We start from the raw sequence: 25,217 nt of genomic DNA, 5'->3' as shown, positions 1-25,217 counted from the left end.
TGTTCCTCAAGCGCCGTCGCCGCCGGGAACGGTTTACGGCAAGCCGCAACCCGTTCCAATCAAACACCGCAGCCCAGGATTGTCTGTTTGCCGCTGGTGACGGAACACGGCATCCTTCCCACTATCCACGCTGGTAGGGGAATGGGGCCGATGGTTGAAATCCACGTCATCCCGGTATTGAACGATAATTACGTCCATCTGTGGCACGATGCGGCCGCCGGGGTGACCGCCATTGTTGATCCCGGTGAGGCCGGGCCGGTACAGGCCTTTCTGGAAGAACGCGGCTGGCACCTGACCCATATCCTGAACACCCATCACCATGGTGACCATATTGGCGGCAATGCCGGGCTGATGGCCTGGTCGCACGCCACCCTGATCGGGCCACGGGCGGAGATCGACCGTATCCCCGACATGGCCGAAACCTATAGTGAGGGCGACCGCTTCACCCTGGGCAGCCAGACCGTCACTGTGTTCGACACACCGGGCCATACGCGCGGCCATGTCGCCTTTTACCTGGAACCGGCCGGCCTGCTGTTCAGCGGCGATACGCTGTTCTCCCTCGGCTGTGGCCGGCTGTTTGAGGGCACACCGGCGCAGATGTGGCACAGCCTGTTGAAGCTGCGCGCCCTGCCGGATGACACCATGGTCCATTGCGGCCATGAATACACATCCAGCAACCTGCGCTTTGCCCTGTCCATCGATCCGGATAACCCGTCACTGGCCCTGATGGCCGATCAGGTGGCGCGCGCGCGCGCCGCCAACCGGCCCACCGTGCCGTCACGCCTGGGTCTGGAAAAGGCGGCAAACCCGTTCCTGCGCGCCGACGATGCGGCCCTGGCCGCCGCCATCGGGCTGGCCGGGGCCGACCCCGTTGCCGTCTTCGCCGAGATCCGCCAGCGGAAGGACCATTTCCGCGGCTGATCCATTGCCTTTCCCCCTCCTCTCTCTCCCCCACCCCGACCGGGATGCATCATCGTGATGAAACTGCGTTACAGCCAGACCTCTCCCTATGTCCGCAAGGTATTGATGGTGGCGCATGAGACCGGACTGGCCGACCGTATTGAACTGTGCCCCGTCAATGTCTGGGGGCCGGACAATCCCATCGTGCGGGAAAATCCGCTGGCCAAGATCCCGACCCTGCTGACCGAGGATGGCATGGTGCTGTTCGACAGCCCGGTGATCGCCGAATATCTGGACAGCCTGCATGGGGGCCGCAAGCTGCTGCCGCCGGGGGCGGGGAAGGATCGCTGGATCGCCCTGCGTCAACAGGCGCTGGGCGATGGCATTTGTGATGCCGCCGTGTTGCGCCGCATGGAATCGCTGCGTCCGGAAACGTTGCGCTCCGCCGACTGGGACAGCCGCCAGCGCGCTGCCATGGTGCGCGCCTTCGACCGGCTGGAGGAGGAGGCGGGCGACCTGCCACCACCTGATGCGCCCACCATTGGTGGGCTGGCCGTGCTGTCGGCCATGGCCTATCTGGATTTCCGTTTCGGCCATGAGCCCTGGCGCCCCGGCCACCCGACCCTGGCCCGCTGGTTTGAGGCGGCGGCCAAGCGGCCCAGCTTCCTGGCCACCGAACCGCCGACGGAGTGAACATGGACCCGACGCTGAGCGCCCAACAGATCATCGACCGGCTGGGGATGCGTCCCCATCCGGAAGGTGGCCATTATGTGGAAACCTGGCGCCACCAGCCGCCCGATGGCGGGCGTGGCGCCCATACCGCCATCTATTTCCTGCTGGCGGCCGGGGATTATTCCCATTGGCACCGGGTGAAGGATGCGGATGAGGTCTGGCATTATTATGCCGGGGCGCCCTTGGTGCTGACCATCTCCCCCAACGGGCATGATGCGGCGGCCTATCATCTGGGCAGCGACCTGCTGGCCGGCCAGCGCCCGCAGATCGTGGTGCCGGCCAACCAATGGCAAACGGCGGTCAGCCTGGGGGCCTGGACCCTGGTGGGCTGCACCGTGGCCCCGGCCTTTGAGTTCAGCCAGTTCGAACTGGCCCCGCCGGACTGGCGGCCGACACCCCGCCATCCGGCGGGGTGACAGCAAGCCCCGGTAGGTTCTTCCCACCGGGGCTAAGTTTAAGGCCTTAATCGTACCGCAATTCCCCCGCCTTGCCCCGGAACACCCGATAGGCGAACACGGTGTAGCCCAGAATGACCGGCAGCACGACGCAGGCCCCGATGAAAATCACCATCAGGCTTTCCGGGGCCGCTGCTGCCTCCCATACCGTCAGCTTCTCCGGCACCACGAACGGATAGAAACTATAGGCCAACCCGTGGAAACCCAGGGTGAAGATGCCGATGGCCCCGGCGAACGGCACCCAGCACCAGCGATCATCCGCCGCCGGCAAGTGGCGCAAGGCCAGCCAGACGGCGACGAACAGCCCCACCGCCACCAGCGGAATGGGGGCCAGCAGGAAGAATTGCGGCAGGTCGAACCATTTGGCGGCGATGCGGTCGCTGACCAGCGGGGTGACGACGGACACGGCCAGCATACCGAGTGCTGCCAGCCAGAGCAGGTTACGACAGCGCGCCGCCGCCTTGGCCTGCAGGGCCCCATCGGTTTTCAGCACCAGCCAGGCAGCCCCGATGAAACCATAGGCCGCCGTCAGGCAAACCCCCGTCAACAGACCAAAGGCCATGGCGGCCCATCCGGTCTGCAGCCCCAGAATATAGACACCCAGCATATAGCCCTGTGACAAGGCGGCCAGCAGCGACCCGGCGACAAAGGCCCGGTTCCACCAGACCCGGTGCAACCCGTCCGTCTTGGCGCGGAATTCAAAGCTGACGCCGCGCATGATCAAGCCCAGCAGCAGGGCCAATACCGGCAGGTACAGCGCGCTGAGGATCATGCCATGGGCCAGCGGAAAGGCCACCAGCAGCAGCCCCACCGCCAGCACCAGCCAGGTTTCATTGGCATCCCAGAAGGGGCCGATGCTGGCAATCATCCGGTCACGTTCGGCGTCATCGGCATCGGCCATCAGGATGCCCACGCCCAGATCGTAGCCATCCAGGATGACATAGGCCAGGATGGCAATGCCCATCAGGGCGGCAAAGGCGATGGGCAACCAGTGGGCCGCATTGGCCATGATCAGGTCCGTCATGTCTCCACTCCCCTTCCCGCTCAACCGGCGGCCTGCGGCAGGGCCGGGCCGTTCAGCCCCGCCTGCTTGCCGGCCTTCACGGCCTTGCCGGCCAGCTTGAAAATCACGGTGATGTAGGCGATCAGCAGCCCGGCATAGAGCGTCAGATAAAGCGCCAGCGACAGGCCGATGGAGTTGGCGGGCACAGGCCCCACCGCATCGGCGGCGCGCAGCACACCGGTCACCAGCCAGGGCTGACGCCCGATCTCCGTCACATACCAGCCGGCCAGCGTGGCCACCCAGCCGGAAAAGGTCATGGCCACCAGGGCACGCGCCAGCCAGACAGAGGGCTGGCCGCGCCGACGCAGCATCCAGACCGTGGCCCAGGAGATGGCCAGCATAGCCATGCCGATGCCGACCATGATGCGGAAGGAGAAGAAGACCGGGGCCACCGGCGGGTGCTTGCCCCCAAAATCATTCAGCCCCTGGATCACGCCGGCCGGATCATGCCGCAGGATCAGGCTGGCAGCGGACGGAATCGCCAGTTCAAAATGGTTGGCGCGCGCCTTTTCATCCGGCACTGCAAACAGCAGCAGCGGCACATGGCCCCCCGTCTCCCAATGGCCTTCCATGGCGGCCACCTTGGCCGGCTGATGTTCCAGCGTGTTCAGCCCGTGCATGTCGCCGGCCAGGATCTGCAAAGGGATCAGGGCGGCGGCGGCATAGATCCCGGTGCGCAATGCTGCCAGCACGGCGGGCGCCCGGTCGCCCTTCAGCCAACGCCAGGCCGACACGCCCGCCACCAGGAACGTCGCCGTCAGACCGGAGGCCAGCAGCATATGCACCAGCCGATAGGGCATGGAGGGGTTGAAGACGATCGCCAGCCAGTCGGTGGCATGGGCCACGCCATCGCGCATCTCATACCCGACCGGGGTATGCATCCAGCTGTTCAGCGCGATGATCCAGAAGGCGGATACGGTGGTGCCAAAGGCGACCAGGAATGTCGCCGTGGTGTGCAGCCAGTTGGGCACCCGGCGGAAGCCGAACAGCATCACCGATATGAAGGTGGCTTCCATGAAGAAGGCCGTCAGCACCTCGTAAGCCAGCAGCGGACCAGCAATATTGCCCACCACCTTCATGTAGCCCGGCCAGTTAGTGCCGAACTGGAAGCTCATGGTGATGCCGGAAACCACCCCCATGGCGAAGGTGAGCGCGAACACCTTCACCCACTGGAAATAGGCATCCATCCATTTCTGGTCGCCGGTGGCATTGAAGCGCAGCTTGAAGAACAACAGCACCCAGCCCAACGCGATGGTGACGGTGGGAAACAGGATATGGAAGGAGATATTGGCCGCGAACTGAATGCGGGCCAGGATCAGAGCATCCATGGTTCAGCCCTCCTTTCCCGCTGGTTCCTTGGAGCGGCCGCCCGGCAGGGCGAACAGCCGGTCCTTCACCTCCAGGATTTTCTGCACCTTGGCGCCCAGGCTGAGCAGTTGCATCAGCCGTTCCGTCTCCAGCCGGCGCACATCGTCGTACCAGCCGCACAGCATCTCGATCATCTCGTACATCTCGCGCATCTTGTCCTGCGCGTGCTGTTCGTCGGCCATGGCGGGGTTTTGCATCAGCAGTTCGCGCAAGACCGACAAGGTAGGGTCGACCTCCCGCTTCTTGCGCTCTTCCACCAGGGTGCGGACGATCTGCCAGATATCGCCGAGTGTGGTGAAGTAATCCTTGCGGTCGTCCGGCTTGTGCATCAGCCGCACGAGGTTCCAGGATTGCAGCTCCTTCAACCCCATAGAGACGTTGGAGCGCGACATGCCCAGCCGGTCCACCATGTCATCGGCGCAGAGCGGTTCCGGGGAAACATAGAGCAGGGCATAGATCTGCCCCACCGTGCGGTTGATGCCCCATCGGCTGCCCATCTCCCCGAAATGCAGCACAAAGGCCTGGATGACCGGTGGCAGGTTCATGATTTCCTCAACTTTCAGAAATTTCTGAAATATGTGGAGGAGGAACGGTTCGCCTGGAATGTGCCCGGTTGCCGCAGCGCGGAATGATATATCGGACGGCACTTTGCTGTGGCACGCTTGGCGGGCAAGCCTTTATCGGGATAAAAGACAGGTTGAAGTCCCGCCCCGCAGCCAAAGGCCGCCTCGCCCGATGACCCTATCCCTGGCCGAAATCCTGGCTTCCCTGGCCGGTGCGCGCGTCACCATCATGGGCGATGTGATGCTGGACCGGTTCATCTATGGCGATATTGCGCGGATTTCGCCCGAGGCCCCGGTGCCGGTGCTGAAATACGACCATGCGCGGGAAATGCTGGGCGGTGCTGGCAATGTGGCGGCCAACGCCCAGGCTTTGGGGGCCGGCGTGGTGCTGATCGGGCTGGTGGGCGACGATGGGGCAGGTGCCACGGTGCGGCGGCTGGCCGGGCCGGCAGCCCGGCTGCTGACGCGGGCAGACGGGCCAACCACGGTGAAAACCCGCATGATCGCCCGCCAGCAGCAGATGCTGCGGTTGGATGAAGAAAAGGTGGGACCGGCGACAGCGGCGGAGGCTGCCGGCCTGCTGGCAGCCCTGGAAGGAGCCCTGCCTGACAGCGATGTGATTTTGTTATCCGATTACGCCAAGGGCGTGCTGACCGGCGACCTGCCACAAAGGATCATCGCCGCCACCAAGGGGGCCGGGAAACGGGTGATCGTCGATCCCAAGGGGCGGGATTTCGGCCGCTATCGCGGGGCCGATCTGGTCACCCCCAATCTGACCGAACTGCGGCTGGCCAGCGGTGCCGACTGTGAAGATGATACCGGCGTAGTGGATGCCGCCCGCGGCCTGCTGACCCGGCATGAGATCGGTGCCATCATCGTCACCCGCAGCGAACAGGGCATGTCGGTGGTGACCGCCGATGACGTCACCCATCTGCCCACGATGGCGCGGGAAGTGTTCGACGTTTCCGGTGCTGGTGACACGGTTGCCGCCATGCTGGCCTGTGCCCTGGCCCGTGGCGCCTCCCTGCCCGATGCGGCCCGGCTGGCCAATGCGGCGGCGGGAATTGTGGTGGGCAAACTGGGCACGGCCCAGGTGACACCGGGAGAGGTGGCGCTGGCCCTGCGTCAGCAGGACGCCGGCGACATTGATGCGAAGATCGCCAGTGGCAATGAAGCGGCAGCCATCGCCACGCAGTGGCGCGAACGCGGCCTGCGTGTCGGTTTCACCAATGGCTGCTTCGACCTGCTGCATCCCGGCCATCTGTCGCTGCTGCGCCAGGCACGGGCGGCCTGTGACCGGCTGATCGTCGGCATGAATGACGATGCCTCTGTCCGCCGGTTGAAGGGGGAAAGTCGCCCGATTCAGAATCAAGATGCCCGCGCCGCCGTGCTGGCCAGCCTGCAACTGGTCGATCTGGTGGTGCCCTTTGGTGAGGACACGCCGCTGGAACTGATCCAACTGGTGCGGCCGGATGTGCTGGTGAAGGGGGCGGATTACCGCATCGATCAGGTGGTGGGGGCCGATTTCGTCCAGGGATTGGGCGGGCAGGTGCTGCTGGCCAACCTGAAGGAAGGTTTCAGCACCACCCGCACCGTAGCCCACATCACCGGCCGGGACACCTGAGGCGGGCGCCCCGGCCGGTGATGCTTCAGAACTCCACCCCGACGCGGATGCCAACTTCCCGGGGGGGGCCATAGAACTGGTTGCTGGAAGCTGACGCCATGCCCGAGACATAGGATTTGTCGGTCAGGTTGGTGGCATAGAGTTCCACCCGCCAGCTATCCCGGTTGAGCGTGATGCGGCCAGACAATAGACCATAGGCCGACAGACGGTCGGAGATCGGTGAATAGCCGATATAGCTGTAGCGCGAACCGAGATAGGCATAGTTCAGGCGTGGCACCAGGGTGGTCCGTTCATCCAGCTTGAACGTATATTGCGCCCCGATATTACCGCTCCAGCGCGGGGAATAGAGGTTGGGGCCCGCCTTGGTGACAGCCTGGAAGGGCGTGTAATTGAAACAGACCGGCGGGGCGGAGGGGGCACCCGGTGGGCATTGCGCGCCCAGCGTGCCGGGCGGTAAGGGTCGTGTATTGACATAGCCGACCCCGCCTTTGAGTGCGGAATCGACAAAGGAGAGCCCGCCATCGAACTTGAAATCACCGAACTGTCCCTCCAACTGGGCTTCGAACCCCTTGATGGTGGCGTCGGTGATGTTCTTGATGCCGGCTTGGCCGGTGGCCGTATTCAGGATATCGAACTGGAAGTTCGAATAATCATTATAGAAGGCGGCCAACTGGGTGCGGATATGCCCGGCGAACAGGGTGGACTTCCAGCCCGCCTCATAGTCCCACACGGTTTCCGGGCTGAAGGTCGATTCCTTCGAATTGAAGCCGCCGGGCTTGTAGCCACGGGCGGCGAAGACATAGAGCAGATTATCGTCATCCAGATAGAAATTCACATTGGCCTTGCCGGTATAGACCGTCTCCTTATAGGAGCCCGACAGGTCGGTCACCGGCAGGCCGCCGGGTGGAAAGCCGGGGATGCCGGCGCCAATGACAACGTCGCCCTTGCCGTCCGTCTTATAGTGGGAATAGCGCCCGCCCAGTTGCAGCTCCACCTTCTCCGTCAGGCGATAATTGCCCTGGGCGAACAGACCGGTGGTGGTGCGCTTGTTCTGCGGCGTGATGTGGGTGGGAAAACCGCCCGATGTCTCATGGATACGGACATCAATATCGTTGCGCTGGAAGTACCCGCCCAGGATCCAGTTGAACCGATCCTCCTCCGGGGAGATCAGGTTCAACTCCTGGCTATATTGCTTTTCATTGGCATAATAATCCCAGACGATTTCGCCCCCAAGACGGGCCGGTGCCTGCGAACCGTCAATATCATCCAGGCTGTTAACGGTCTTGCTCTGATAGCCAGAAACGGAGCGCAGCAGGATATCGTTGGCGAAAGTCTTCTTCAGTTCCAGGCTGGTGATGAAGGCCCGCTCGCGGTGAGAGGTCGGAGTATCAAAGCTTAACGTCTCCCGATCGCGCGGCGCATAGGAGGCGAAATAGGTACCAGGGATGGGCTGATAGGCATAGCCGCCCGTCTGCATATCATTGAACTGCACCTTCAGCAGGGCCTGGAAATCATCGGTCTGGTGCAGCAGCCCGACACGCCCGCCCTTTTCATCCAGCTTGCCGGCCTTGTTATGGAAGGGGCCGGTATCCTTGTAATAGCTGTCGTGCCCCCGCATGAAGCCGGCGACGCGCAGCGCCATGGTGTCGCTGATCGGCGCGCCCGTTGCCGCCTCCACCCCATAGCTGTTATCGGTGCCATAGGAGGCGGTGGCATAGCCGCTCTGGCCGCCCAGTTCCGGGCTGCGGGAGGTGAGGAAGATGGCCCCACCGGTGGAGTTGGACCCGACCAGCGTGCCCTGCGGCCCGCGCAGCACCTCCACCCCCGCCAGATCGTAGAAGCTGTTGAACTGCACGATGGGCGGCTGGAACAGCCCGTCGACATAGGTGGCAACGCCGGCCGTGGCATTGGGGGAATTGCTGGCCAGCCCGATGCCACGGATATTCACCGACTGGGTTTGCCCGGCATTGGTGATGGACAAGGAAGGTGAGGCGCTTTGCAGATCGGCCAGCTGCACAACGGCCTTGGCTTCCAGCTGCTGGGGGTCCAGCGCCGTGATGGCGATGGCCACCTTTTGCAGGTTTTCCGACCGCCGCTGCGCGGTCACCACAATTTCTTCCAACGCGAACGCTTCCGGTTCGGCGCTGGCAGGCGCCGCCGTCTGGGCCAGCGCCCCGGTATTGATGGCCGTCGTGGCCAGCAAACCCAGAACAAGAACCCTTCCATTGATCGATTTCATGGTCCCGTACTCCCTGTCTTCTTGATTTTATCTTGATTTTATTTGGGCTTGCTGCCCGGTTCGGGGCGGCCTTTCCAGTGGGCCGCCCCGACCATCATTCTTTGCGCTTAGCGCGGTGTCCAGGCCGACACGGCCTCCAGAAAGGCACCTGTCTCGTCATGCGCTTCCATGTTCTCAGGCGGGAAATAGCTGAGCTTCACGACAACGGTGCGGGTCGCCCGGTCGACAAAGATGTACTGACCCTGCAGGCCGAGCGCCTGGAAGGCGTGATCGTTAGGGATCCACCATTGATAGCCATAGCCCGGCCCCGGCCCGCCCGTGGCCTTGGTAGCCTCCCGCACCCATTCAGGAGAGACGATCTGATGCCCGTTCGCCTGCCCGTCCTGCAGCATCATTTGGCCGATGCGGGCGAAATCGCGGGCCGTGGCATTGAAGCCGGCGCCATTGAACTCCCGCCCCACACCGGGCTGGCCATCCATGATGAAGAACCCGTCGCGTTCGGCGCCCAGCGGCTCCCACAGACGCTGGGCGGCATAGGCGGCAACAGTACTGCCGCCGCTGACCCGTTCCAGCAGCCAGCCCAGCACCGCCGTATCCAGGGTCTTATATGCCCAGACCTCGCCCGGCTTGTGCTGGCGCTTGATGGTGCGGGCCGCGTCGGCGAAGCGGACGACATTGCGCACCAATGCCTGTTCATGGTTGCGGGCAGCAACGCCCGGATTGGCGAAATCGTAGCGTTCCTCGTAATCCACGCCGGAACGCATCTGCAAAATCTGCCGGACGGTGACGCCATCATAGCCCCCGCCCTTCAATTCAGGCAGATAGGTGGTGATGCGGTCATCCAGCGACTTGATGCGCCCTTCCTGCACTGCACAGCCGATCAGGATCGCCGTGATGGATTTGGTCACCGACCAGGCCATGAAGCGCGTCTGCTGATTGGTATTGTTGCGGTAGATTTCAGAGACGATGCGCCCATCCTTCATCACCAGCAGCGCGTTGGTGTAGGTCCGATCCAGGAACTGTTCCGCCGTATATTGCTGGCCCTTGTAGGAATAGCTGAGATCCAGCGGATGATCGGCCTTGGGCAGTTCCCAGACCGCACCCGACCGCGCCACCGTGCGGGTGGTGAACAGCTGGTCCATGGAATGGAAGGTCAGGGCGTTGACATCCGCATCATTCATCTTGCGCCGCAGATCCTGCACGGCGCTGGGCACGGTGGAGGGCGGCAGCGACGGGTCCGGGGCCGGTGCGGGATAGGCCAGGGCCATGTAAGGCACACAGGCCACAGCCAGCGCCAACGCGCCCCGACGCAGAATTCGACCAGCTCTCATAACTCCCCCTTGATTGGCGGCAACAGGTTTGATGGAAGCCAGAGCCGGCGCTTTCAGCGCGCCCGCTCTGTTTCGGTACCTGCATTGTTGGGGGTGTTACGGACCGGCCGCGGCTCCCATATGGGATACTGTTGCAGTGATATTCCGGAAAATTGGCGGTGGCCGTTCTGTATGGCCGCCCACCTATTGCATCATGCTGACCGCCAGGGAGGTGCAGACGCGCCGGACCAGTTCTGCCTGACGGGGACAGCCGGTCTTGGCCAGGGCACGCTTCAACTGGATGCGGGCGGTTCCTTCCGTAATACCGCGCTGCTGGGCATAATCCCGCAACGACAACCCGTCACAAAGCCCGACCGTCAGCCGCGCCTCTGCCGCTGACATGCCGAAAAGGGTCGCCACGGCCGCCGGTGAGATATTCATCGGGCGACCCGGCTCCCGCAGCAGCAGGGCTACGGTGCGCGAGCTTTCCCGCCCCCACAGCATCGGGGCTGCGTGCAGGCCGGTGGCCATGACCTGCACCGCCCCTTCCCCATCCATCCGGCCCAGGGTCAGTTGGGTGGCTTGCGCCGGCCCACCGGCCCCGGCCTGGGACAGCAGGGTTCGCAACGGTCCGGTGTCGGCTGGCTGTACCGCCCGGATATGCCCCCCCATCTCGCGGATTGCCGGGGACCGATGCAGGAGGCTGCGCGCGGGGCTGTTCATCCAGATGATCCGACCGGCCGTGTCACACAGCACAAGGGCGGCCCCCAGCACATCCCCCGCCTCCGACAGCAAATCGGCCTGCAGACGGGTGGATTGCAACTGCTCACCCAGATCGATTGCTTGCCGCAGATGCGGCAGCAATTGCATGGTCAGGTCTTCTTCAGCCCGCCCGAAGGGCTGATCCATCATGACCGATCGGTGCAGCACCAGAACCAGGAAGCGACCGGGCGACAATTCCGTGAGGCCACAGAGATTGCAGCCCAGCTGCAACATCAGGCGCCGCTGCTTAAGCTCCAGCAGCTCCGGCGATCCGGGCGGGAATACATCCTCATCCCGCGTCACCACCGGCTGGCGGGCAACCCTTTCACTGGGGCAAATGCGCAGACGGGGATTATCGCCATTATTCAGCACCCGATCATGTTCCTGCCGATGCGCCTGGGAATAGGAATCCCGCACATCCCAAACCGGGTTGAAGCGCCCGCCCTTGTAATCCAGCACCTGGATCACAGCACTACGCACCGACATGAAATCGCAAACCTGATCCAGCACCACGCTCCAGCGGTCTGGAGCTGACGGGCACGCATAGATATTCAGCAACATCTCCTGCATCTCACCCTCCCCTGTACTTTGTTTTCTTTATCGGGCAGCATTTTTGATGCCCGTGCCGATGGTCGGCCCGTCCCAGGAGGGTGATCAGGACATTATCGCCCTTTACCGGCCAAGGTCGCCATGGCGGCATAACAGTACTGTATCATAATAATACAGTACCGGGGACTTCTTCAGAAGGGTGAGGAGCAGGGATTTTTTCGTGAACGGCAGGCTGGGGCGGCCCTGCCATCGGCCGCCCCATCAGAAACCAAGCCCCGCCGGCCGGGCTCAGACGGCCCGCTTCAACCAGCCGGCCAGATCGGCGCGCGGCACGCTGGCCTGTTCGCCGGATACCATGTCCTTCACCAGCACCTCACCCTTGGCCTTTTCATCCGACCCCATGATGATGGCATAGCGGATGCCGGCCTTGTCGGCGTAGGTGAACTGCTTCTTGGGCTTGGCCGGTTCCAACTGGATTTCGGTATTGATGCCGGCGGCCCGCAATTCCGCCCCGATGGCCAGATAATCGGGCAGCAGGTCGGCATCAAACTGCGTCACCAGCGCCTGCACGGTGGAGGGACCATCGGCCACGATGCCCGCCTGTTCCAGCGCATAGAACAGGCGCGTCAGCCCGATGGAGATGCCCACGCCCGGCAGCTTGGACTTGGTATAGAGCCCGGCCAGATTCTCATACCGCCCGCCGGAACAGACGGAGCCGAAGCCGGGATGATCGGTCAGGAACGTTTCGTACACCGTACCCGTATAGTAATCCAGGCCACGGGCGATGGCGAGATTGACACGCCAATGCGTCTCCGGCACGCCAAACGCCGTCAGCGCGCCAACCACCTGGCGCAGTTCGGCGACCCCCTCCAGGAAGGTGGCATTGTCCAGCCCCAGCCGGTCCAGATGCGCCAGCGTGTCGGCCGCCGGGCCGGAGAAGCCGATCATGTCCAGCACGCGGGCAGCATTATCCGCCGACAGGCCAATCCCGTCACCCTGCAGCAGGGCCAGCACGTCCTCGCGCGACAGCTTGTCCAGCTTGTCCACCTGCCGCAGCACCAGCACGCGCACGCCGGGATCGGTGATGCCCAGCGCCTCGAACATGCCCAGCAGGATCTTGCGGTTGTTGAAATTGATCTGGAACGGCCCGACCGCCAGCTCGGTGAACACGGCATAGATCACCGCCGGCATTTCCGCATCATAGACAACCGACAGGCTGTCCTTGCCGATCACATCGATATCGCACTGATAAAATTCCCGATACCGCCCCTTTTGCGCCCGTTCACCGCGATAGACGCGCTGCATCTGATAGCGGCGGAAGGGAAAGGCCAGTTCCCGCTCATGCTGGGCAACATAGCGGGCGGTCGGCACCGTCAGGTCGAAGCGCAGCGCCAGATCAGGCTTGTGCCCCTGTTCGATGGCCCCGGTGGACTGCACGAAATAGACCTGCTTTTCCGTCTCCCCGCCGGATTTGGAGAGCAGCACGTCCGCCACTTCGAACACCGGGGTTTCCAGCGGCAGGAAGCCGAACCGCTCATAGGTACGGCGGATGGTATCCAGCATCCGCTGGAAGGTGATCTGCCGGCGTGGCAGCAGTTCCATCGTGCCGGGCGGGGTGCGGGGGGTGATCAGGGCCATGGGGGCAATCCAGCAATAAGATATGAGCGCCTGCGGTTTTAGCCGCTGTGACGCCCCATCGCCAGCCTTGTTGTGGTCTGATCAGCCCTCCGACGACCCGTTGCGGATCATGGTTTTGAAAATCAGGCCCGCCGCAGGCATGGCCGCCGGTCACCAGCCACCGCCAAATCTGCCAGCCAATCCAGGGCTGCCGCCTCTTCCGTGAAGCTGCGATGACAAACTGCCGGGTACAGGGCGGAGACGACATTGATCAGATACCGGCGCATATCTCCCACTTCCAGAAGATAGGCGCAGCCGGTATGGCTGTTTGGTTGATCAATCCATGGTGCCAATTCCCGTAGTTCCCGCACACATGCCCAATCGACGGACCCAATAAAGCGGCGTAGATCGATAACCAGAGCGTTATCAGGCGATAACCACCCAAGTTGTTGGGCGATTTTGAAGCCAATCACAATATGATGGGATGACGCGTCCAAGCACAGACGGACGGTCAAGATATCCGCCTGCTTGGCAAAGGCGATGTAGCCATCACCATGCCCAACACAAAACATGCAAAAGCACTCAACAATATCGGACGGGCAAAGCCCGCAGAAATTCGGTGGGGTGCCGGACGGGCACCCCACCGGTAACCGTCACACTCAGCCCATCACCTTGGCCAGCGCCTCATCCAGCGGCAGCTCCAGCTTCTCACCCGTCGCGCGGCGCTTCAGCTCCACCGTACCGGCCTTCAGGCCGCGCGGGCCGATGGTCAACTGCCAGGGAATGCCGATCAGGTCCATATCGGCGAACTTGGCACCCGGACGCTCGTTACGGTCATCATAGATGACCTCAACGCCCGCCGCGTTCAGCTTTGCATAAACCTCGTCGCAGGTGCTGCGGCAGGCCTCGTCATCGGCCTTCAGGTTGATCAGCGCCACCTTGAACGGGGCCACTTGGTCCGGCCAGATAATGCCGGCATCGTCATGGCTGGCCTCGATCAGGGCCGCGACGACGCGGCTCACGCCGATGCCGTAGGAGCCCATTTCCACCGTCACCGGCTGGCCATCCGGCCCGGTGACCACGGCACCCATGGGGGCGGAATATTTGGTGCCGAAATAGAAGATGTGCCCCACCTCGATCCCGCGCGCGGTTTCCAGTTCCTCGGCCGGAACTGGGCAGTTGGCGGCGTCGTGCATCTCTTCCGTCGCGGCATAGACGGAGGTGTATTTGGCGAAGAAATCCTTCAGATCGCCATTGGCGTCCGGGTTATCGGCCAGCACATCCAGTTCCAGCCACTTCTTGTCACAGAAGACCTGGCTCTCGCCGGTTTCCGCCAGGATGATGAATTCATGGGACAGGTCACCGCCGATGGGGCCGGTATCGGCGCGCATCGGAATGGCCTTGATGCCCATGCGGGCGAAGGTGCGCAGGTAGGCCAGGAACATCCGGCGATAGGAAAGACGCGCACCCTCCGCATCCAGATCGAAGGAGTAATTGTCCTTCATCAGGAATTCACGGCCGCGCATGACGCCGAACCGGGGACGCACCTCGTCGCGGAACTTCCACTGGATATGGTACAGGTTCTTCGGCAGATCCTTGTAAGACTTCACGAAGGTCTTGACGATATCGGTGATCATCTCCTCATTCGTGGGGCCGAACAGCATTTCGCGGTCATGCCGGTCGGTGATGCGCAGCATCTCCTTGCCATAGGCCTCATACCGGCCCGACTGACGCCACAGGTCGGCCGACTGGATGGTCGGCATCAACAGTTCCTGGGCACCGGCGCGGTCCTGCTCCTCCCGCACGATCTGCGCCACCTTCTGCAAAACCTTCCAGCCCAGCGGCAGCCAGGCATAGATACCGGCAGAGGTCTGCCGGATCATGCCGGCGCGCAGCATCAGACGATGGCTGACAATCTGCGCCTCAGACGGCGTTTCCTTCAGCGTGGGCAGGAAATAGGTGGACATGCGCATGGGGGAAAACTCGCAAGCTCGATGACGGTGAAACTGGCCGCGACTTTAGGGGCTGCGCAAGCCGGCGGCAAGGCGGGAGAGTGGGGACGCACCGGATGGCCGGCTTGCAAGGGCACCCGCGCAGGTCCATGTTACATGTAACAGGAGGGTGGTCAGGATGAGCAAGTCCATCACAGCCGATGAATGCCGCCGACAATCGCTGTCCCTGTGCGATGATCCGCAGGAACGGGAAATGGCGGATTGGCTGGATAGGGTAGCTGATGCGGATGATTGAAAATTAAGGAGTCTAGTTTTTACTGTTTGGAGAAATAATGTGACACATTATGACCCTACAGGTGCCAAGGGTTGCTTAATGTCCATTTTTTAATATCATCCATCAGAGGAGCAACGGGATAATTTTCAATATCCTTTTTTGAATGCCCTTGGGATTCAAGTTCGTTAAAATGATCTGTTATGAAATCAGTAAATCGTCCGAAAATACGGGTTGATCCTGGCACTTTTATCTGTATTTGCGTGCAAAGCCAATTACGTATTTCTCTGACAGCATCAGCGGGGTCATTATTGTGAACAGCAATGTCAGAATTTGATAAATCAGACAGGGCAGCTTGATAACGGTATCGCTCCGCCTCCAAGATCAAACACTTTTTTGTCGACCATTTGTCGCCTTTGAAACGTTGGCATCCTATATCTAGGCCAAGTTCAAAGGGCATATTCATTCGATAAAATTCCCCGACTTTCGTTGACTTAATTCTGGATAAGTCATGAAGAGCGAATTTACACTCTTGGATAATGCTAATGATCTTCTCGATTCTAGCCTCTCCAGAATTAAAACTCTCCAGAGCGATCCGAGGTTCAAAACCCATATCGATGATAAGGAATAAAATCGGCCTAAGCATCCCCTTGTATTCATCATCAAAAGGGCAATTTATGAAAACACTCTTCTCAAAGCTCATGGATTTCCGTCACCGTTTGTCACGGGGCGGGAATGGATCATTCCCGTAGCTCCTCTTCTCGCGGATCATACCATTACGGTCATGAACATAAAACTCGGCGTTATTTCTCTTAGCGAGATCACGTCCATATTCAATCGCTTCGTCCTGAGTGTCAAAATGCCGGGAGGCGCGCGTCGCACCCGCAGCGCGGACACTCCACCCTCCATTGGGACTGGGAACGACGTGCCGGCTATTCCGTGTCATTGCCTACCTCACACCATCAAAGACAGTACACCACCCGAATATAGTCTCATGCCGCCACCAGTTCAAACTTATCCACATCCACCAGTCCCATATCGGTGATCTTCAGGTGCGGGATCACCGGCAGGGGCAGGAAGGCCAGTTGCAGGAAGGGTTCCGCCAGCGGGCAGCCCAGCGCCTTGACCGAGGCGCGCAACGCTTCCAACTCATGTTCCACATTCTCGAACGGTTTCAGGCTCATCAGCCCCGCCACCGGCAGGGACAGTTCACCCACCACGGCCCCATCCTTCACCGCCACAAAGCCGCCACCGATTTCGATCAGACGGTTGATCGCCACCACCATGTCGGCGTCACTGGCCCCCACGGCACAGATATTATGGCTGTCATGGCCGACCGAGCTGGCCAGCGCCCCGGACCGGATGCCAAAGCCCTTCACAAAGCCCTTGCCGATATTGCAGGTGATGCCGTGGCGTTCCACCACCACGATCTTCAGAATGTCATTCTCCGGGTCGGCATGGCGGCGGCCATTGCGATAAGGCACCGACGCCTGCAACGCCTCCGTAATGATCTTATTGGGCAGCACGCCGATCACCGGCGTGCCGGGGCCACTGGCGGGGATGGCCAGATCCTCGGCCACAATCCGCGCCCGCTTGATCGACCCCAGCCCCACCGGCGAGGGCGAACGACGGCCGGCGAAACTCTCAGAATTCACCGGCTTGCCGGCGCGAATCACCTGGGAAACGGTACATTGCGCCAGATCGTCCAGCAGCACGATATCCGCCAGATAGCCCGGTGCCACCAACCCGCGATCCTTCAGGCCGAAGCCGCGCGCCGCCGACCAGGTGGCCGTGCGGTAGGTGGCGGCGATATCGGCCCCCTGGGCGATGGCGCGGCGGATCAGGTGATCCAGGTGGCCTTCTTCGGCAATATCCAGCGGGTTGCGGTCATCCGTGCAGAAGGCCAGGAAGGGGCTGGTCAGCGGGTCGATCAGCCCGGCCAGCGAATCCACATCCTTGGAGACGGAGCCATCGCGGATCAGCACCTGCATCCCCTTGGCGATCTTCTCCCGCGCCTCCGCCTGACTGGTGCATTCATGGCAATTACGGATGCCACAGGAGAGATAGGCGTTCAGTTCCTTGCCCGTCACCAGCGGGGAATGGCCGTCAATATGGGCACCATAGAATTCGGCCAGCTTGTCCAGCGTCTCCTCATCCTTCCACAGCACGCCGGGGAAGTTCATGAACTCGGCCAGCCCGATCACCTTGGGATGGTGGCGATGGCGGGCCAGATCGTCGGCACTCAGCCGCGCGCCCGCCGTTTCCAGATGCGTGGCCGGCACGCAAGACGATAGCTGCACCCGCAAATCCATCGCCGTCGACAGGGAGCTGTCGAGGAAATATTTAAGCCCCGTCTCCCCCAGCACATTGCAGATTTCATGCGGGTCGCAAATAGCCGTGGTGGTGCCGCGCGGCAGGACGCAGCGGTCAAATTCGCTGGGGGCCACCAGCGTGCTTTCACAATGCACATGGGTATCGATAAAGCCGGGTACGGCGAAGCGGCCCTTGCCATCGATCTCCACCAAGCCGTCATAGCGGTCATAGGTGCCAACGATGGTATCGCCGCAGATGGCGATATCGGTTTCGGCAATCGTGCCCGTCGCCACATTCAGCAGCCGCACATTCTTGATCACCAGATCGGCGCGTGACCGGCCCATGGCCTGATCAATACGCTGTTTCAGGATGGTCTTGGCGGTGGCGCGGTCCATGAAGCCTACTCCGGCGGGTACGGGCGATAACATCCCCTATCCTGCGCCGAACCGGCAATGCGGCGCAACAAGCCGGTGTTACTTCCCCTTCTCCCGGCACAAGATCAGCAGTTCCTGCTCGGCCTCGGGCTGGATGGGTTTGCCGTTGAACAGCACCTGATTGCCACGCACCGTGACCATGCCCACCTGCAGCTCGCCCTTGTAAAGATCATTGGCGGGGATACCCAGGCGCTTGGCCGTGTTCAGGGTGATGGCGATATTAATGTCGCCGGACAGATCAATGCCCCCGCTGCCCGGCAGATCAGCCGGGGCCACCGCATTGCCATTCACATCCACCCCTGGCTTGTACTCCACATCGGCGGATGGGTGATGGCGCGTCACCCATTGGCAGGCAGCGGGATCAATGCGGATGGTGGGTTCGCGCCCCGCTGCTGGTTGCTGGAGGGTCTGAGCCAAAGCTGTGGCCACCAGCGCGCTGCACAGCAGCAAACCTATAGCGCCCCATGCTTTTCCGTTAAATACTGGCATCTCCATCCCGCCTTTTCCCGTCTTCCCTGGGGAGCCGAAACCTTGCTGGAATCCTACTTCAAACTGAAGGCGTTGGGCAGCGATGTCCGCACCGAGCTGCTGGCCGGATTCACCACATTTTTAACCATGGCCTACATCATCTTCGTGAACCCACAGGTTCTCTCGGCGGCGGGCATGGATCATGGGGCCGTGTTCGTCGCCACCTGCGTGGCTGCCGCCATCGGGTCGGCCATCATGGGGCTTTATGCCAACTACCCCATCGCCCAGGCGCCCGGCATGGGGCTGAACGCCTATTTCGCTTTCACCGTTGTCGGGCAGATGGGGTACAGTTGGCAGGTGGCGTTGGGGGCCGTGTTCATTTCCGGCATCCTGTTCATCATCCTCTCCGTCCTGCCGGTGCGGGAGGCTGTGGTGAACGCCATCCCCAAAAGCCTGAAGCTGGCCATCTCCGCCGGGATCGGCTTATTCCTGGCCATCATCGCGCTGGAAAATGCCGGCATCATCAAGGCGCACCCGGTCACGCTGGTCACCTTGGGCGACATGTCCAAGCCGCCGGCTATTCTGGCCGCTGTTGGGTTTCTGCTGCTCTGCGCTCTGGTGGCGCGGCGGGTGACGGGGGCGGTGATCATCACCATTCTAACGGTGGCAGGCCTGGGCATGGCGCTGGGGGTGACGCCCTTCAGCGGGCAGGTTTTCTCCCTGCCACCAGACCCGACGCCGACCCTGCTGGCCATGGATATCAAGGGGGCCTTGAATATCGGCCTGATCACCGTGGTGTTCGCCTTCTTCTTCGTTGATCTGTTTGATACGGCTGGCACGCTGGTGGGCGTGGCCCACCGGGCCGGCCTGCTGGATGAACAGGGCCGCCTGCCCCGGCTGAAGCGCGCCTTGTTCGCCGATGCCGCCGCCACTACCGTGGGGGCCGCCCTTGGTACCTCCACCGTCACCTCATATATTGAAAGCGCGGCCGGCACCAATGTCGGCGGCCGCACCGGCCTGACGGCGGTCACCGTGGCCCTGCTGTTCCTGGCCAGCCTGTTCCTGGCCCCACTGGCCGCAAACATCCCGACCTATGCCACCGCCCCTGCCCTGCTCTATATTGCCTGCGTCATGGCCCGCGGCTTGACGGAAATCGACTGGGAAGAGGTTACAGAATATGCACCTGCCGTCGTGTCAGCGCTAACAATGCCCCTTACTTACTCAATTGCACACGGAATAGGCTTTGGCTTTATTGCCTATGCCGGCATCAAGATCCTCGCGGGGAAGTGGCGGAAGGCAGGGCCGGTGGTGATCGGCTTAGCGGCTCTTTTTCTAGCGAAATTCGTCCTGCTGGGCTGAAATCGGTTGCGGTGCCCCTGATACGGCATACCCCTGTCGGTGGTGCTTACACGATCAGGGTGCCGCATCTTTTTTGTGCGTTTTTTTGACAAAATATGATTTTGGGGATGGACGGGCAGGAAGAGCGCCTCTATACTCCGCCCCACAAAAAGAAAGACCGCGCCGAAAGGCAGCGCGGCCTGAGTTTAGGGAGGAATCGCCACCAGGCGTGTCAAGAAGGGATCCAACCCCGCTCGACAAGAATTAGTTTTTTCTTTTTACTGCTCAAAGGCAAGCCGAAAATTCGGCTTGCCTTTTTGTTTGTGCATTTTTTGCTCGCTTTGCACAAATGCGTGGCAGATGCATAAGTCGGGGCAAAAATATGCCGCTTAATTAAGCGGCATATCCTGTGAAACCTGCCCGCAGCGCCGTCACCCAGGGAATTTCTTGATTCGACAGGCGCAGATGCGCCGGGCAATCCAGCCGGTGGGCACCGGGCAGATAGCCGATGCTCATCAGGAACTCGCCCACGATCTCCCCACCGGTGAAGCGGAAGGTCTTGGCGAACAGCTTCACCCAATCCGCCTTGGCGCGGGGATGATGGGCGGCAATCCAGCCATGGAAGCCGCCATGGCTTTCACGCAACCGCTGGATCACCTGGGCATTGTGGATGGCCGCCTGCACCTTCAGCCGGTTACGGATGATGCCGGGATCGGCCAGCAGACGGACAACATCCGCCTCCCCATAGGCAGCCACCTTGTCGACCTCAAATTGGTCATAGGCGGCGCGGAAGCTCTCCCGCTTTTTCAGAATGGTCAGCCAGGACAGGCCGGCCTGATTGATCTCCAGAATCAATCGCTCGAAAAGATCGGCCTCCCCGGTCAGAGGCTGGCCATATTCATGGTCGTGATAGGGGCCGTGCCATTCGTGGCCGGGGGCAATATCGCAATAGCCGGACATGGCGCCAATTCCTGCTTTTCCAGAGAAGACGCCGTAACCTACCCCAACGATGCAAGCTTGTCGCCAAAAATGTTCTTGTTTTGTACGCAACAAAGCGCCCTCTGAAACCTCATCATCCCGGCACGCCAGCCGAACTGAAATGGCGTTCGGAAAACAGGCCGTCAGCTTATTGAGGCGAGTATCGCGCGGAACTGAACGGAGTTCTTGCATCGCATGATTCGCTCCGGTGGGGCTGCCATAGCTGTAGTGAGGGGACTCGGCTGGTCAGTGATGTCGTCACCCCGAGCGAACCGCCAGCAGCCGTCACTACGGGCGCCGTGTGAAATATTCCAGAACAACGGCCTAAGCATCACGGCCGTTAATTAAACCATTCTGATGACGAACTGAAATCGGTAATTTCACTACCGAGCCGTCTCTTTCCCGCCCTTCGAGCAAGAAAAAAGGCCGTGGCATTGCCACGGCCTGAGTTTAGGGAGGAAACGCCCAAGAAGTGCGTTACGACAGAGGGCATAGGGCCGTGTCGCAAGACAGACTATGCTCGCCTCGCTCCCATTGTGCAAGTGCAAAATCAGAAACCCGGGATGCATCCTTGTTCTAACTGTTGCCAAAGGCTTGCCGCTCCCTCAAGATACAGGCCACCTTCGCGCCGCAACATAGTGCTGCACAATAGCCACATCCCGCGGGCTAAACGTCTCTGAACCGCTCCGGGCGGCGCCCACACATGGCTGCCCCCCCTTCCCCCATTGGACCCATTCGGCATGTCACGGCGTTACCGCCGACGTCCGGGCCCGATCCAACCGCAGGACATTACGCGCAACCACTCAGAGGACAAGGCAGGTGAACCGTCTCGTTATCATCTCCAACCGGGTTGCACCGGTGACCGAGGGAAAAGGCCAGGCTGGTGGCCTGGCCGTCGCCATCCTGGAAGCCCTGAAACGCCAGGGCGGCATCTGGTTCGGCTGGAACGGAGACATTGAAGAGAGCGCAGAGGCCACCGAACCGATTCTGAAACAGGCCGGCAACATCACCTATGCCACCATGCCGCTCAACCGGCGTGACCATGACGAATATTACAATGGCTACGCCAATGCGACCCTGTGGCCTCTGCTGCATTACCGGCTGGATCTGGCCAGCTTCGATGCGGCCACCTATGAAGGCTATCGCCGGGTCAATATGCTGTTTGCCGAGAAGGTGACACCCCTGCTGCGCGACCAGGATCTGGTCTGGGTGCATGATTATCATCTGATGCCGTTGGGGCAGGAATTGCGCCGGCGCGGCCACGGCCAACGGATGGGCTTCTTCCTGCACACACCCTGGCCCTCACCGGAAATCCTGTCGGCCTTACCGGCCATGGTGGAACTGGTGGAGGCGCTCTGCGCCTATGACCTCATCGGGTTCCATACGCGCGACGATCTGGGCTGTTTCACGCAGTGCGTGGCGACGAGCGGTGCCGGCACCATAGAGATGGCGGAAGACGGCGCTTCGGCCCGCATCACCGCCGCCGATGGTCGTTGCATTGAAGCCAGGGTCTTCCCCATCAGCATTGATACGGCCAACCTGGAAAAGCTGGCGGCACAAGCCGCCCATAGCGAGGCGACACAACGGCTGCGTGACAGCCTGGTGGGCCGCGCGCTGATCATCGGCGTAGATCGGCTGGACTATTCAAAGGGCCTGCCCCAGCGTTTCGCCGCCTTTCAGGAATTGCTGGACCGCTACCCGCAAAACCTCTCCGCCGTCAGTTTTCTGCAGATCGCCCCGCCCTCGCGCAGTGACGTGGCTGAATATCAGCAGATCAGGCGAGAACTGGAAACCATGGCTAGTCATATTAATGGCCGCCTCGCCGATTTCGACTGGGTACCCATTCGCTATCTCAACCGCAGTTTCGGGCGGCGTACCCTGGCCGGGTTCTACCGCGCCGCCCAGGTAGGGTTGGTAACACCACTGCGCGACGGGATGAATCTTGTCGCCAAGGAATATGTCGCAGCCCAGGACCCAGACAACCCCGGTGTGCTGGTCCTGTCCCGCTTCGCCGGGGCTGCGCGGGAGATGGGGGAAGCGCTGCTGGTCAACCCCTATGATACGGGCGAGGTGGCGGAATGTCTTCAGCGTGCCCTGCATATGCCGCTGGCCGAGCGCAAGGAACGGCACGCGGCCATGCTGCGGCACCTGCGGGAATATGATATCACTCGCTGGCGAGAGGATTATGTCGCGGCCCTGGCCGGGTGAGGATGCCGCAAGGCACCCATCTGCGGCCGGACAGCGCAGCATCCCTTTACTTTCCAGCCATTTTCGCCTACAAGCGCCCCACATTTTTTCACGGCGTACAGCACCCCTGGAGGCTGGCGCCATACCGACCCGGACCGGTGGGAACGGATTCCACCGGGTAAGGGTCTTTTTTGCATGTCAGGAGAGTACCATGACCCAGATTATCGCGCTCGCCGCCACGGCCCGCGACCGGGCCGGAAAGGGGACCGCCCGTGCTACGCGCCGTGATGGTCGCATTCCGGCTGTCATCTATGGCAACAAGGAAAAGCCAGTGATGATCGCCCTGGACAACACGAAGTTCACCCGTGAACTGCACCGTCCGGGCTTCTTCACCCACCTGTTCGATATCGAACTGGATGGCGTGAAGCACCGCGTTCTGCCCCGTGACGTTCAGTTGGACCCGGTCTATGACCGCCCGCTGCATGTGGACTTCCTGCGCGTCAGCGACACCACCGAAATCACCCTGAAGGTGCCGGTGGAGTTCGTGAATGTTGAAACCTGCCCGGCCATTAAGCGCGGCGGTATGCTGAATGTCGTTCGTCACGATATCGAAGTGTATGCCCGCGCCGCTGCGATCCCGGAGAAGATCATCGTTGATCTGGCCGGTATTGACGTGGGTGCCTCCATCCACATCTCTGCCGTGAAGCTGCCGGAAGGCGTGCGTCCGACCATCGATGACCGCGATTTCACCATCGCGACCCTCGTCGCCCCGTCGGGCGGCAGCGACGCCGCTTGATAATATCAAGAGACTCGAACGATGCGGTTGCTGGTCGGCCTGGGCAATCCCGGCTCGGAATATGAACGGCACCGGCATAATGTCGGGTTTATGGCGGTGGATGATATCCACCGCCATTACGGCTTCGGCCCCTGGAAGAAACGCTTCCAGGGGTTCGTCGCTGAAGGTCTGGTGGGGGGCGAGAAATGCTTCCTGCTGAAGCCACAGACCTTCATGAATCTTTCCGGCCAGTCGGTCGGGGAAGCCATGCGCTTCTATAAGCTGATCCCTGATCAGGTTATCGTCTTTCATGACGAATTGGATGTCGCCCCGGCCAAGATCCGGGTGAAGCAGGGTGGTGGCCATGGCGGCCATAACGGCCTGCGCTCCATCGATGATCACATCGGCAAGGATTACTGGCGCGTGCGCATCGGCATCGGCCATCCCGGCGACAAGGACCGGGTGCATGGCTGGGTGCTGGGCAATTTCGCCAAGGCCGACGAGCCCTGGCTGGCCAAGCTGCTGGATGCGCTGACCGGCGAACTGGCCACCCTGGTGAAGGGGGAGCCGGAGAAATACGCCTCCCGCGTCGCCTCCCTGACCCAGCCGCCAAAGCCCGCCAAAGCACCGAAGCCGCCGAAGCCCGACGCGCCGGTGTGATGTTCAGCGCGTATTTCCGCTGACCGAAAACACGGCTCCAGGCCTGGGGCGTCATTCCCATCCTGGCGGTCAGACTTCACGGTCAGGGTATTCAAACCCCTTCCTCACCGGAATGGAAAATCCGACCCAACCCGTTGGGGCCGCTGTCGTGAAGGCGCGATGTTTCCACGGCATCACGCTGCAATGGCTGATCCTCATTTGCCTTGATCAGAACCTGTAGATTCTGATCAAGGCATTCAAACGCTGGCGCCAACATGGACTTGCCCTGGAACGATCCGATGTTCCGGGTGGCGGCCAAGCTGCGAGACCGCAACGACCAAGTCCGGCCGCTCTACCGACTGACGCAATACATCACCGCGCATTGGTCGAATGCAGGGCTTCCATGCGCCCCGCTGCCGTTCTGCGTTAGCGATCGAAGCCGGATGGCGGAAACACACCTCAGACGTGGTTCCGGCGCCGCCAGGAGCGCGGCTCCAGAGGGCAACGCCACCATTTTCCACCAATCGAAAACGCGCTTGACTTAGAGCGCACTCTAGAGCAACGTGCTTTTAATCGGACGCATATCCTGCGGCCTTGAAGTAGTTCCAGCATTCGTCTTGGTCGTAGAGGTCGCATATGTTTCCAATGGCCCTCCAGAGGTCGTCAATGGTCCTTGCACC

At 61.5% G+C, this 25,217-nt stretch carries 23 protein-coding genes; 10 read left to right on the top strand and 13 right to left on the bottom strand.

From position 1 onward, the window contains the following. The first annotated feature begins 150 nt into the window (after positions 1 to 150). The 3 genes from gloB to GE253_RS20705 are packed head-to-tail and all read left to right on the top strand — an operon-like array spanning position 151 to position 2,048. Positions 151 to 921 carry a hydroxyacylglutathione hydrolase gene (gene gloB, locus GE253_RS20715; protein WP_211101532.1) on the top strand — a complete coding sequence of 257 codons (771 nt, stop codon included), beginning with the start codon at positions 151 to 153 and terminating at the stop codon, positions 919 to 921. 57 nt (positions 922 to 978) lie between these two features. Further along, entirely contained in the window at positions 979 to 1,593 is a 615-nt protein-coding gene (locus GE253_RS20710; RefSeq protein WP_153206124.1) for a glutathione S-transferase N-terminal domain-containing protein, read from the top strand. A gap of 2 nt (positions 1,594 to 1,595) precedes the next feature. Continuing rightward, entirely contained in the window at positions 1,596 to 2,048 is a 453-nt protein-coding gene (locus tag GE253_RS20705) for a cupin domain-containing protein (RefSeq protein ID WP_153206055.1), read from the top strand. Between the two features lie 46 nt (positions 2,049 to 2,094). Here the strand turns inward: GE253_RS20705 and GE253_RS20700 are convergent, their stop codons facing one another. The 3 genes from GE253_RS20700 to GE253_RS20690 are packed head-to-tail and all read right to left on the bottom strand — an operon-like array spanning position 2,095 to position 5,063. Further along, the gene (locus GE253_RS20700) at positions 2,095 to 3,111 is read right to left on the bottom strand and encodes a cytochrome d ubiquinol oxidase subunit II (RefSeq protein WP_153206054.1); all 1,017 of its coding nucleotides are present in this window, start codon (positions 3,109 to 3,111) and stop codon (positions 2,095 to 2,097) included. A gap of 20 nt (positions 3,112 to 3,131) precedes the next feature. Beyond that, a complete protein-coding gene (locus tag GE253_RS20695; protein ID WP_153206053.1) occupies positions 3,132 to 4,478 on the bottom strand; it encodes a cytochrome ubiquinol oxidase subunit I in 1,347 nt (448 codons plus the stop codon). Positions 4,479 to 4,481: 3 nt separating this feature from the next. Then, entirely contained in the window at positions 4,482 to 5,063 is a 582-nt protein-coding gene (locus GE253_RS20690) for a GbsR/MarR family transcriptional regulator (RefSeq protein ID WP_153206052.1), read from the bottom strand. Between the two features lie 190 nt (positions 5,064 to 5,253). Between GE253_RS20690 and rfaE1 the strand changes: the two genes are divergently transcribed. Further along, positions 5,254 to 6,705, top strand: a complete 1,452-nt coding sequence (gene rfaE1 / locus GE253_RS20685) for a D-glycero-beta-D-manno-heptose-7-phosphate kinase (RefSeq protein WP_153206051.1) — start codon at positions 5,254 to 5,256, stop codon at positions 6,703 to 6,705. Between the two features lie 25 nt (positions 6,706 to 6,730). Here the strand turns inward: rfaE1 and GE253_RS20680 are convergent, their stop codons facing one another. The 6 genes from GE253_RS20680 to proS form a co-directional block, all read right to left on the bottom strand. Beyond that, entirely contained in the window at positions 6,731 to 8,944 is a 2,214-nt protein-coding gene (locus GE253_RS20680; RefSeq protein ID WP_153206050.1) for a TonB-dependent receptor, read from the bottom strand. 107 nt (positions 8,945 to 9,051) lie between these two features. Then, complete coding sequence (locus tag GE253_RS20675) at positions 9,052 to 10,275, bottom strand: serine hydrolase (RefSeq protein WP_153206049.1); 1,224 nt, start codon at positions 10,273 to 10,275, stop codon at positions 9,052 to 9,054. Between the two features lie 183 nt (positions 10,276 to 10,458). Next, on the bottom strand, positions 10,459 to 11,586 hold the full coding sequence (locus GE253_RS20670; protein ID WP_153206048.1) for a helix-turn-helix transcriptional regulator: 1,128 nt from the start codon (positions 11,584 to 11,586) through the stop codon (positions 10,459 to 10,461). 267 nt (positions 11,587 to 11,853) lie between these two features. Next, positions 11,854 to 13,203, bottom strand: coding sequence for a histidine--tRNA ligase (hisS, locus tag GE253_RS20665; protein ID WP_153206047.1), 1,350 nt, complete (start codon positions 13,201 to 13,203; stop codon positions 11,854 to 11,856). Between the two features lie 122 nt (positions 13,204 to 13,325). Beyond that, positions 13,326 to 13,754 carry a hypothetical protein gene (locus GE253_RS20660; RefSeq protein ID WP_153206046.1) on the bottom strand — a complete coding sequence of 143 codons (429 nt, stop codon included), beginning with the start codon at positions 13,752 to 13,754 and terminating at the stop codon, positions 13,326 to 13,328. An 87-nt stretch (positions 13,755 to 13,841) separates the two neighbouring features. Beyond that, complete coding sequence (proS, locus tag GE253_RS20655; RefSeq protein WP_153206045.1) at positions 13,842 to 15,155, bottom strand: proline--tRNA ligase; 1,314 nt, start codon at positions 15,153 to 15,155, stop codon at positions 13,842 to 13,844. A gap of 157 nt (positions 15,156 to 15,312) precedes the next feature. On the opposite strand from proS, the gene GE253_RS20650 reads away from it, so the two are divergent. Then, positions 15,313 to 15,429 (top strand): antitoxin MazE-like protein, encoded by a 117-nt coding sequence (locus tag GE253_RS20650; protein ID WP_153206044.1) that lies wholly within the window; start codon positions 15,313 to 15,315, stop codon positions 15,427 to 15,429. A gap of 55 nt (positions 15,430 to 15,484) precedes the next feature. Here GE253_RS20650 and GE253_RS20645 read toward each other — a convergent pair whose 3' ends face one another. From GE253_RS20645 to GE253_RS20630, 3 genes are all read right to left on the bottom strand, one after another. Further along, positions 15,485 to 16,108 (bottom strand): hypothetical protein, encoded by a 624-nt coding sequence (locus GE253_RS20645; protein ID WP_153206043.1) that lies wholly within the window; start codon positions 16,106 to 16,108, stop codon positions 15,485 to 15,487. A 289-nt stretch (positions 16,109 to 16,397) separates the two neighbouring features. After that, positions 16,398 to 18,113, bottom strand: coding sequence for an adenine deaminase (ade, locus tag GE253_RS20635; protein ID WP_153206041.1), 1,716 nt, complete (start codon positions 18,111 to 18,113; stop codon positions 16,398 to 16,400). A 78-nt stretch (positions 18,114 to 18,191) separates the two neighbouring features. Beyond that, entirely contained in the window at positions 18,192 to 18,569 is a 378-nt protein-coding gene (locus tag GE253_RS20630) for a hypothetical protein (protein ID WP_153206040.1), read from the bottom strand. A 114-nt stretch (positions 18,570 to 18,683) separates the two neighbouring features. Here GE253_RS20630 and GE253_RS20625 point away from each other — a divergent pair, with 114 nt between their 5' ends. Together GE253_RS20625 and GE253_RS20620 are read left to right on the top strand one after the other, a co-directional pair. Continuing rightward, the gene (locus GE253_RS20625; protein WP_153206039.1) at positions 18,684 to 19,979 is read left to right on the top strand and encodes an NCS2 family permease; all 1,296 of its coding nucleotides are present in this window, start codon (positions 18,684 to 18,686) and stop codon (positions 19,977 to 19,979) included. Positions 19,980 to 20,086: 107 nt separating this feature from the next. Beyond that, positions 20,087 to 20,326 carry a hypothetical protein gene (locus GE253_RS20620; protein ID WP_153206038.1) on the top strand — a complete coding sequence of 80 codons (240 nt, stop codon included), beginning with the start codon at positions 20,087 to 20,089 and terminating at the stop codon, positions 20,324 to 20,326. Between the two features lie 25 nt (positions 20,327 to 20,351). On the opposite strand, the gene GE253_RS20615 is transcribed toward GE253_RS20620, so the two are convergent. Continuing rightward, complete coding sequence (locus GE253_RS20615; RefSeq protein ID WP_153206037.1) at positions 20,352 to 20,918, bottom strand: DNA-3-methyladenine glycosylase I; 567 nt, start codon at positions 20,916 to 20,918, stop codon at positions 20,352 to 20,354. A gap of 837 nt (positions 20,919 to 21,755) precedes the next feature. Between GE253_RS20615 and otsA the strand changes: the two genes are divergently transcribed. From otsA to pth, 3 genes are all read left to right on the top strand, one after another. Next, a complete protein-coding gene (gene otsA / locus GE253_RS20610) occupies positions 21,756 to 23,144 on the top strand; it encodes an alpha,alpha-trehalose-phosphate synthase (UDP-forming) (protein WP_348770917.1) in 1,389 nt (462 codons plus the stop codon). A 190-nt stretch (positions 23,145 to 23,334) separates the two neighbouring features. Continuing rightward, a complete protein-coding gene (locus GE253_RS20605; RefSeq protein WP_153206036.1) occupies positions 23,335 to 23,919 on the top strand; it encodes a 50S ribosomal protein L25/general stress protein Ctc in 585 nt (194 codons plus the stop codon). Positions 23,920 to 23,940: 21 nt separating this feature from the next. Further along, positions 23,941 to 24,558, top strand: coding sequence for an aminoacyl-tRNA hydrolase (gene pth, locus GE253_RS20600; RefSeq protein WP_153206035.1), 618 nt, complete (start codon positions 23,941 to 23,943; stop codon positions 24,556 to 24,558). Positions 24,559 to 25,217 lie beyond the last annotated feature (659 nt).

Origin of the sequence: Niveispirillum sp. SYP-B3756 (assembly GCF_009495745.1) — a bacterium.
Classification (GTDB): domain Bacteria; phylum Pseudomonadota; class Alphaproteobacteria; order Azospirillales; family Azospirillaceae; genus Niveispirillum.
This window is presented reverse-complemented; position numbering and strand designations above follow the sequence as displayed.

What these genes read in the sequence shown, in the direction of transcription:
- GE253_RS20680 (WP_153206050.1), bottom strand. Translation starts at nt 8,944, where the DNA reads ATGAAATCGATCAATGGAAGGGTTCTTGTTCTGGGTTTGCTGGCCACG.
- GE253_RS20700 (WP_153206054.1), bottom strand. Translation starts at nt 3,111, where the DNA reads ATGACGGACCTGATCATGGCCAATGCGGCCCACTGGTTGCCCATCGCC.
- GE253_RS20650 (WP_153206044.1), top strand. Translation starts at nt 15,313, where the DNA reads ATGAGCAAGTCCATCACAGCCGATGAATGCCGCCGACAATCGCTGTCC.
- GE253_RS20695 (WP_153206053.1), bottom strand. Translation starts at nt 4,478, where the DNA reads ATGGATGCTCTGATCCTGGCCCGCATTCAGTTCGCGGCCAATATCTCC.
- GE253_RS20615 (WP_153206037.1), bottom strand. Translation starts at nt 20,918, where the DNA reads ATGTCCGGCTATTGCGATATTGCCCCCGGCCACGAATGGCACGGCCCC.
- GE253_RS20710 (WP_153206124.1), top strand. Translation starts at nt 979, where the DNA reads ATGAAACTGCGTTACAGCCAGACCTCTCCCTATGTCCGCAAGGTATTG.
- GE253_RS20620 (WP_153206038.1), top strand. Translation starts at nt 20,087, where the DNA reads ATGGACGGGCAGGAAGAGCGCCTCTATACTCCGCCCCACAAAAAGAAA.
- GE253_RS20675 (WP_153206049.1), bottom strand. Translation starts at nt 10,275, where the DNA reads ATGAGAGCTGGTCGAATTCTGCGTCGGGGCGCGTTGGCGCTGGCTGTG.
- GE253_RS20645 (WP_153206043.1), bottom strand. Translation starts at nt 16,108, where the DNA reads ATGAGCTTTGAGAAGAGTGTTTTCATAAATTGCCCTTTTGATGATGAA.
- gloB (WP_211101532.1), top strand. Translation starts at nt 151, where the DNA reads ATGGTTGAAATCCACGTCATCCCGGTATTGAACGATAATTACGTCCAT.
- proS (WP_153206045.1), bottom strand. Translation starts at nt 15,155, where the DNA reads ATGCGCATGTCCACCTATTTCCTGCCCACGCTGAAGGAAACGCCGTCT.
- GE253_RS20605 (WP_153206036.1), top strand. Translation starts at nt 23,335, where the DNA reads ATGACCCAGATTATCGCGCTCGCCGCCACGGCCCGCGACCGGGCCGGA.
- GE253_RS20670 (WP_153206048.1), bottom strand. Translation starts at nt 11,586, where the DNA reads ATGCAGGAGATGTTGCTGAATATCTATGCGTGCCCGTCAGCTCCAGAC.
- ade (WP_153206041.1), bottom strand. Translation starts at nt 18,113, where the DNA reads ATGGACCGCGCCACCGCCAAGACCATCCTGAAACAGCGTATTGATCAG.
- GE253_RS20705 (WP_153206055.1), top strand. Translation starts at nt 1,596, where the DNA reads ATGGACCCGACGCTGAGCGCCCAACAGATCATCGACCGGCTGGGGATG.
- pth (WP_153206035.1), top strand. Translation starts at nt 23,941, where the DNA reads ATGCGGTTGCTGGTCGGCCTGGGCAATCCCGGCTCGGAATATGAACGG.
- GE253_RS20660 (WP_153206046.1), bottom strand. Translation starts at nt 13,754, where the DNA reads ATGTTTTGTGTTGGGCATGGTGATGGCTACATCGCCTTTGCCAAGCAG.
- rfaE1 (WP_153206051.1), top strand. Translation starts at nt 5,254, where the DNA reads ATGACCCTATCCCTGGCCGAAATCCTGGCTTCCCTGGCCGGTGCGCGC.
- GE253_RS20690 (WP_153206052.1), bottom strand. Translation starts at nt 5,063, where the DNA reads ATGAACCTGCCACCGGTCATCCAGGCCTTTGTGCTGCATTTCGGGGAG.
- hisS (WP_153206047.1), bottom strand. Translation starts at nt 13,203, where the DNA reads ATGGCCCTGATCACCCCCCGCACCCCGCCCGGCACGATGGAACTGCTG.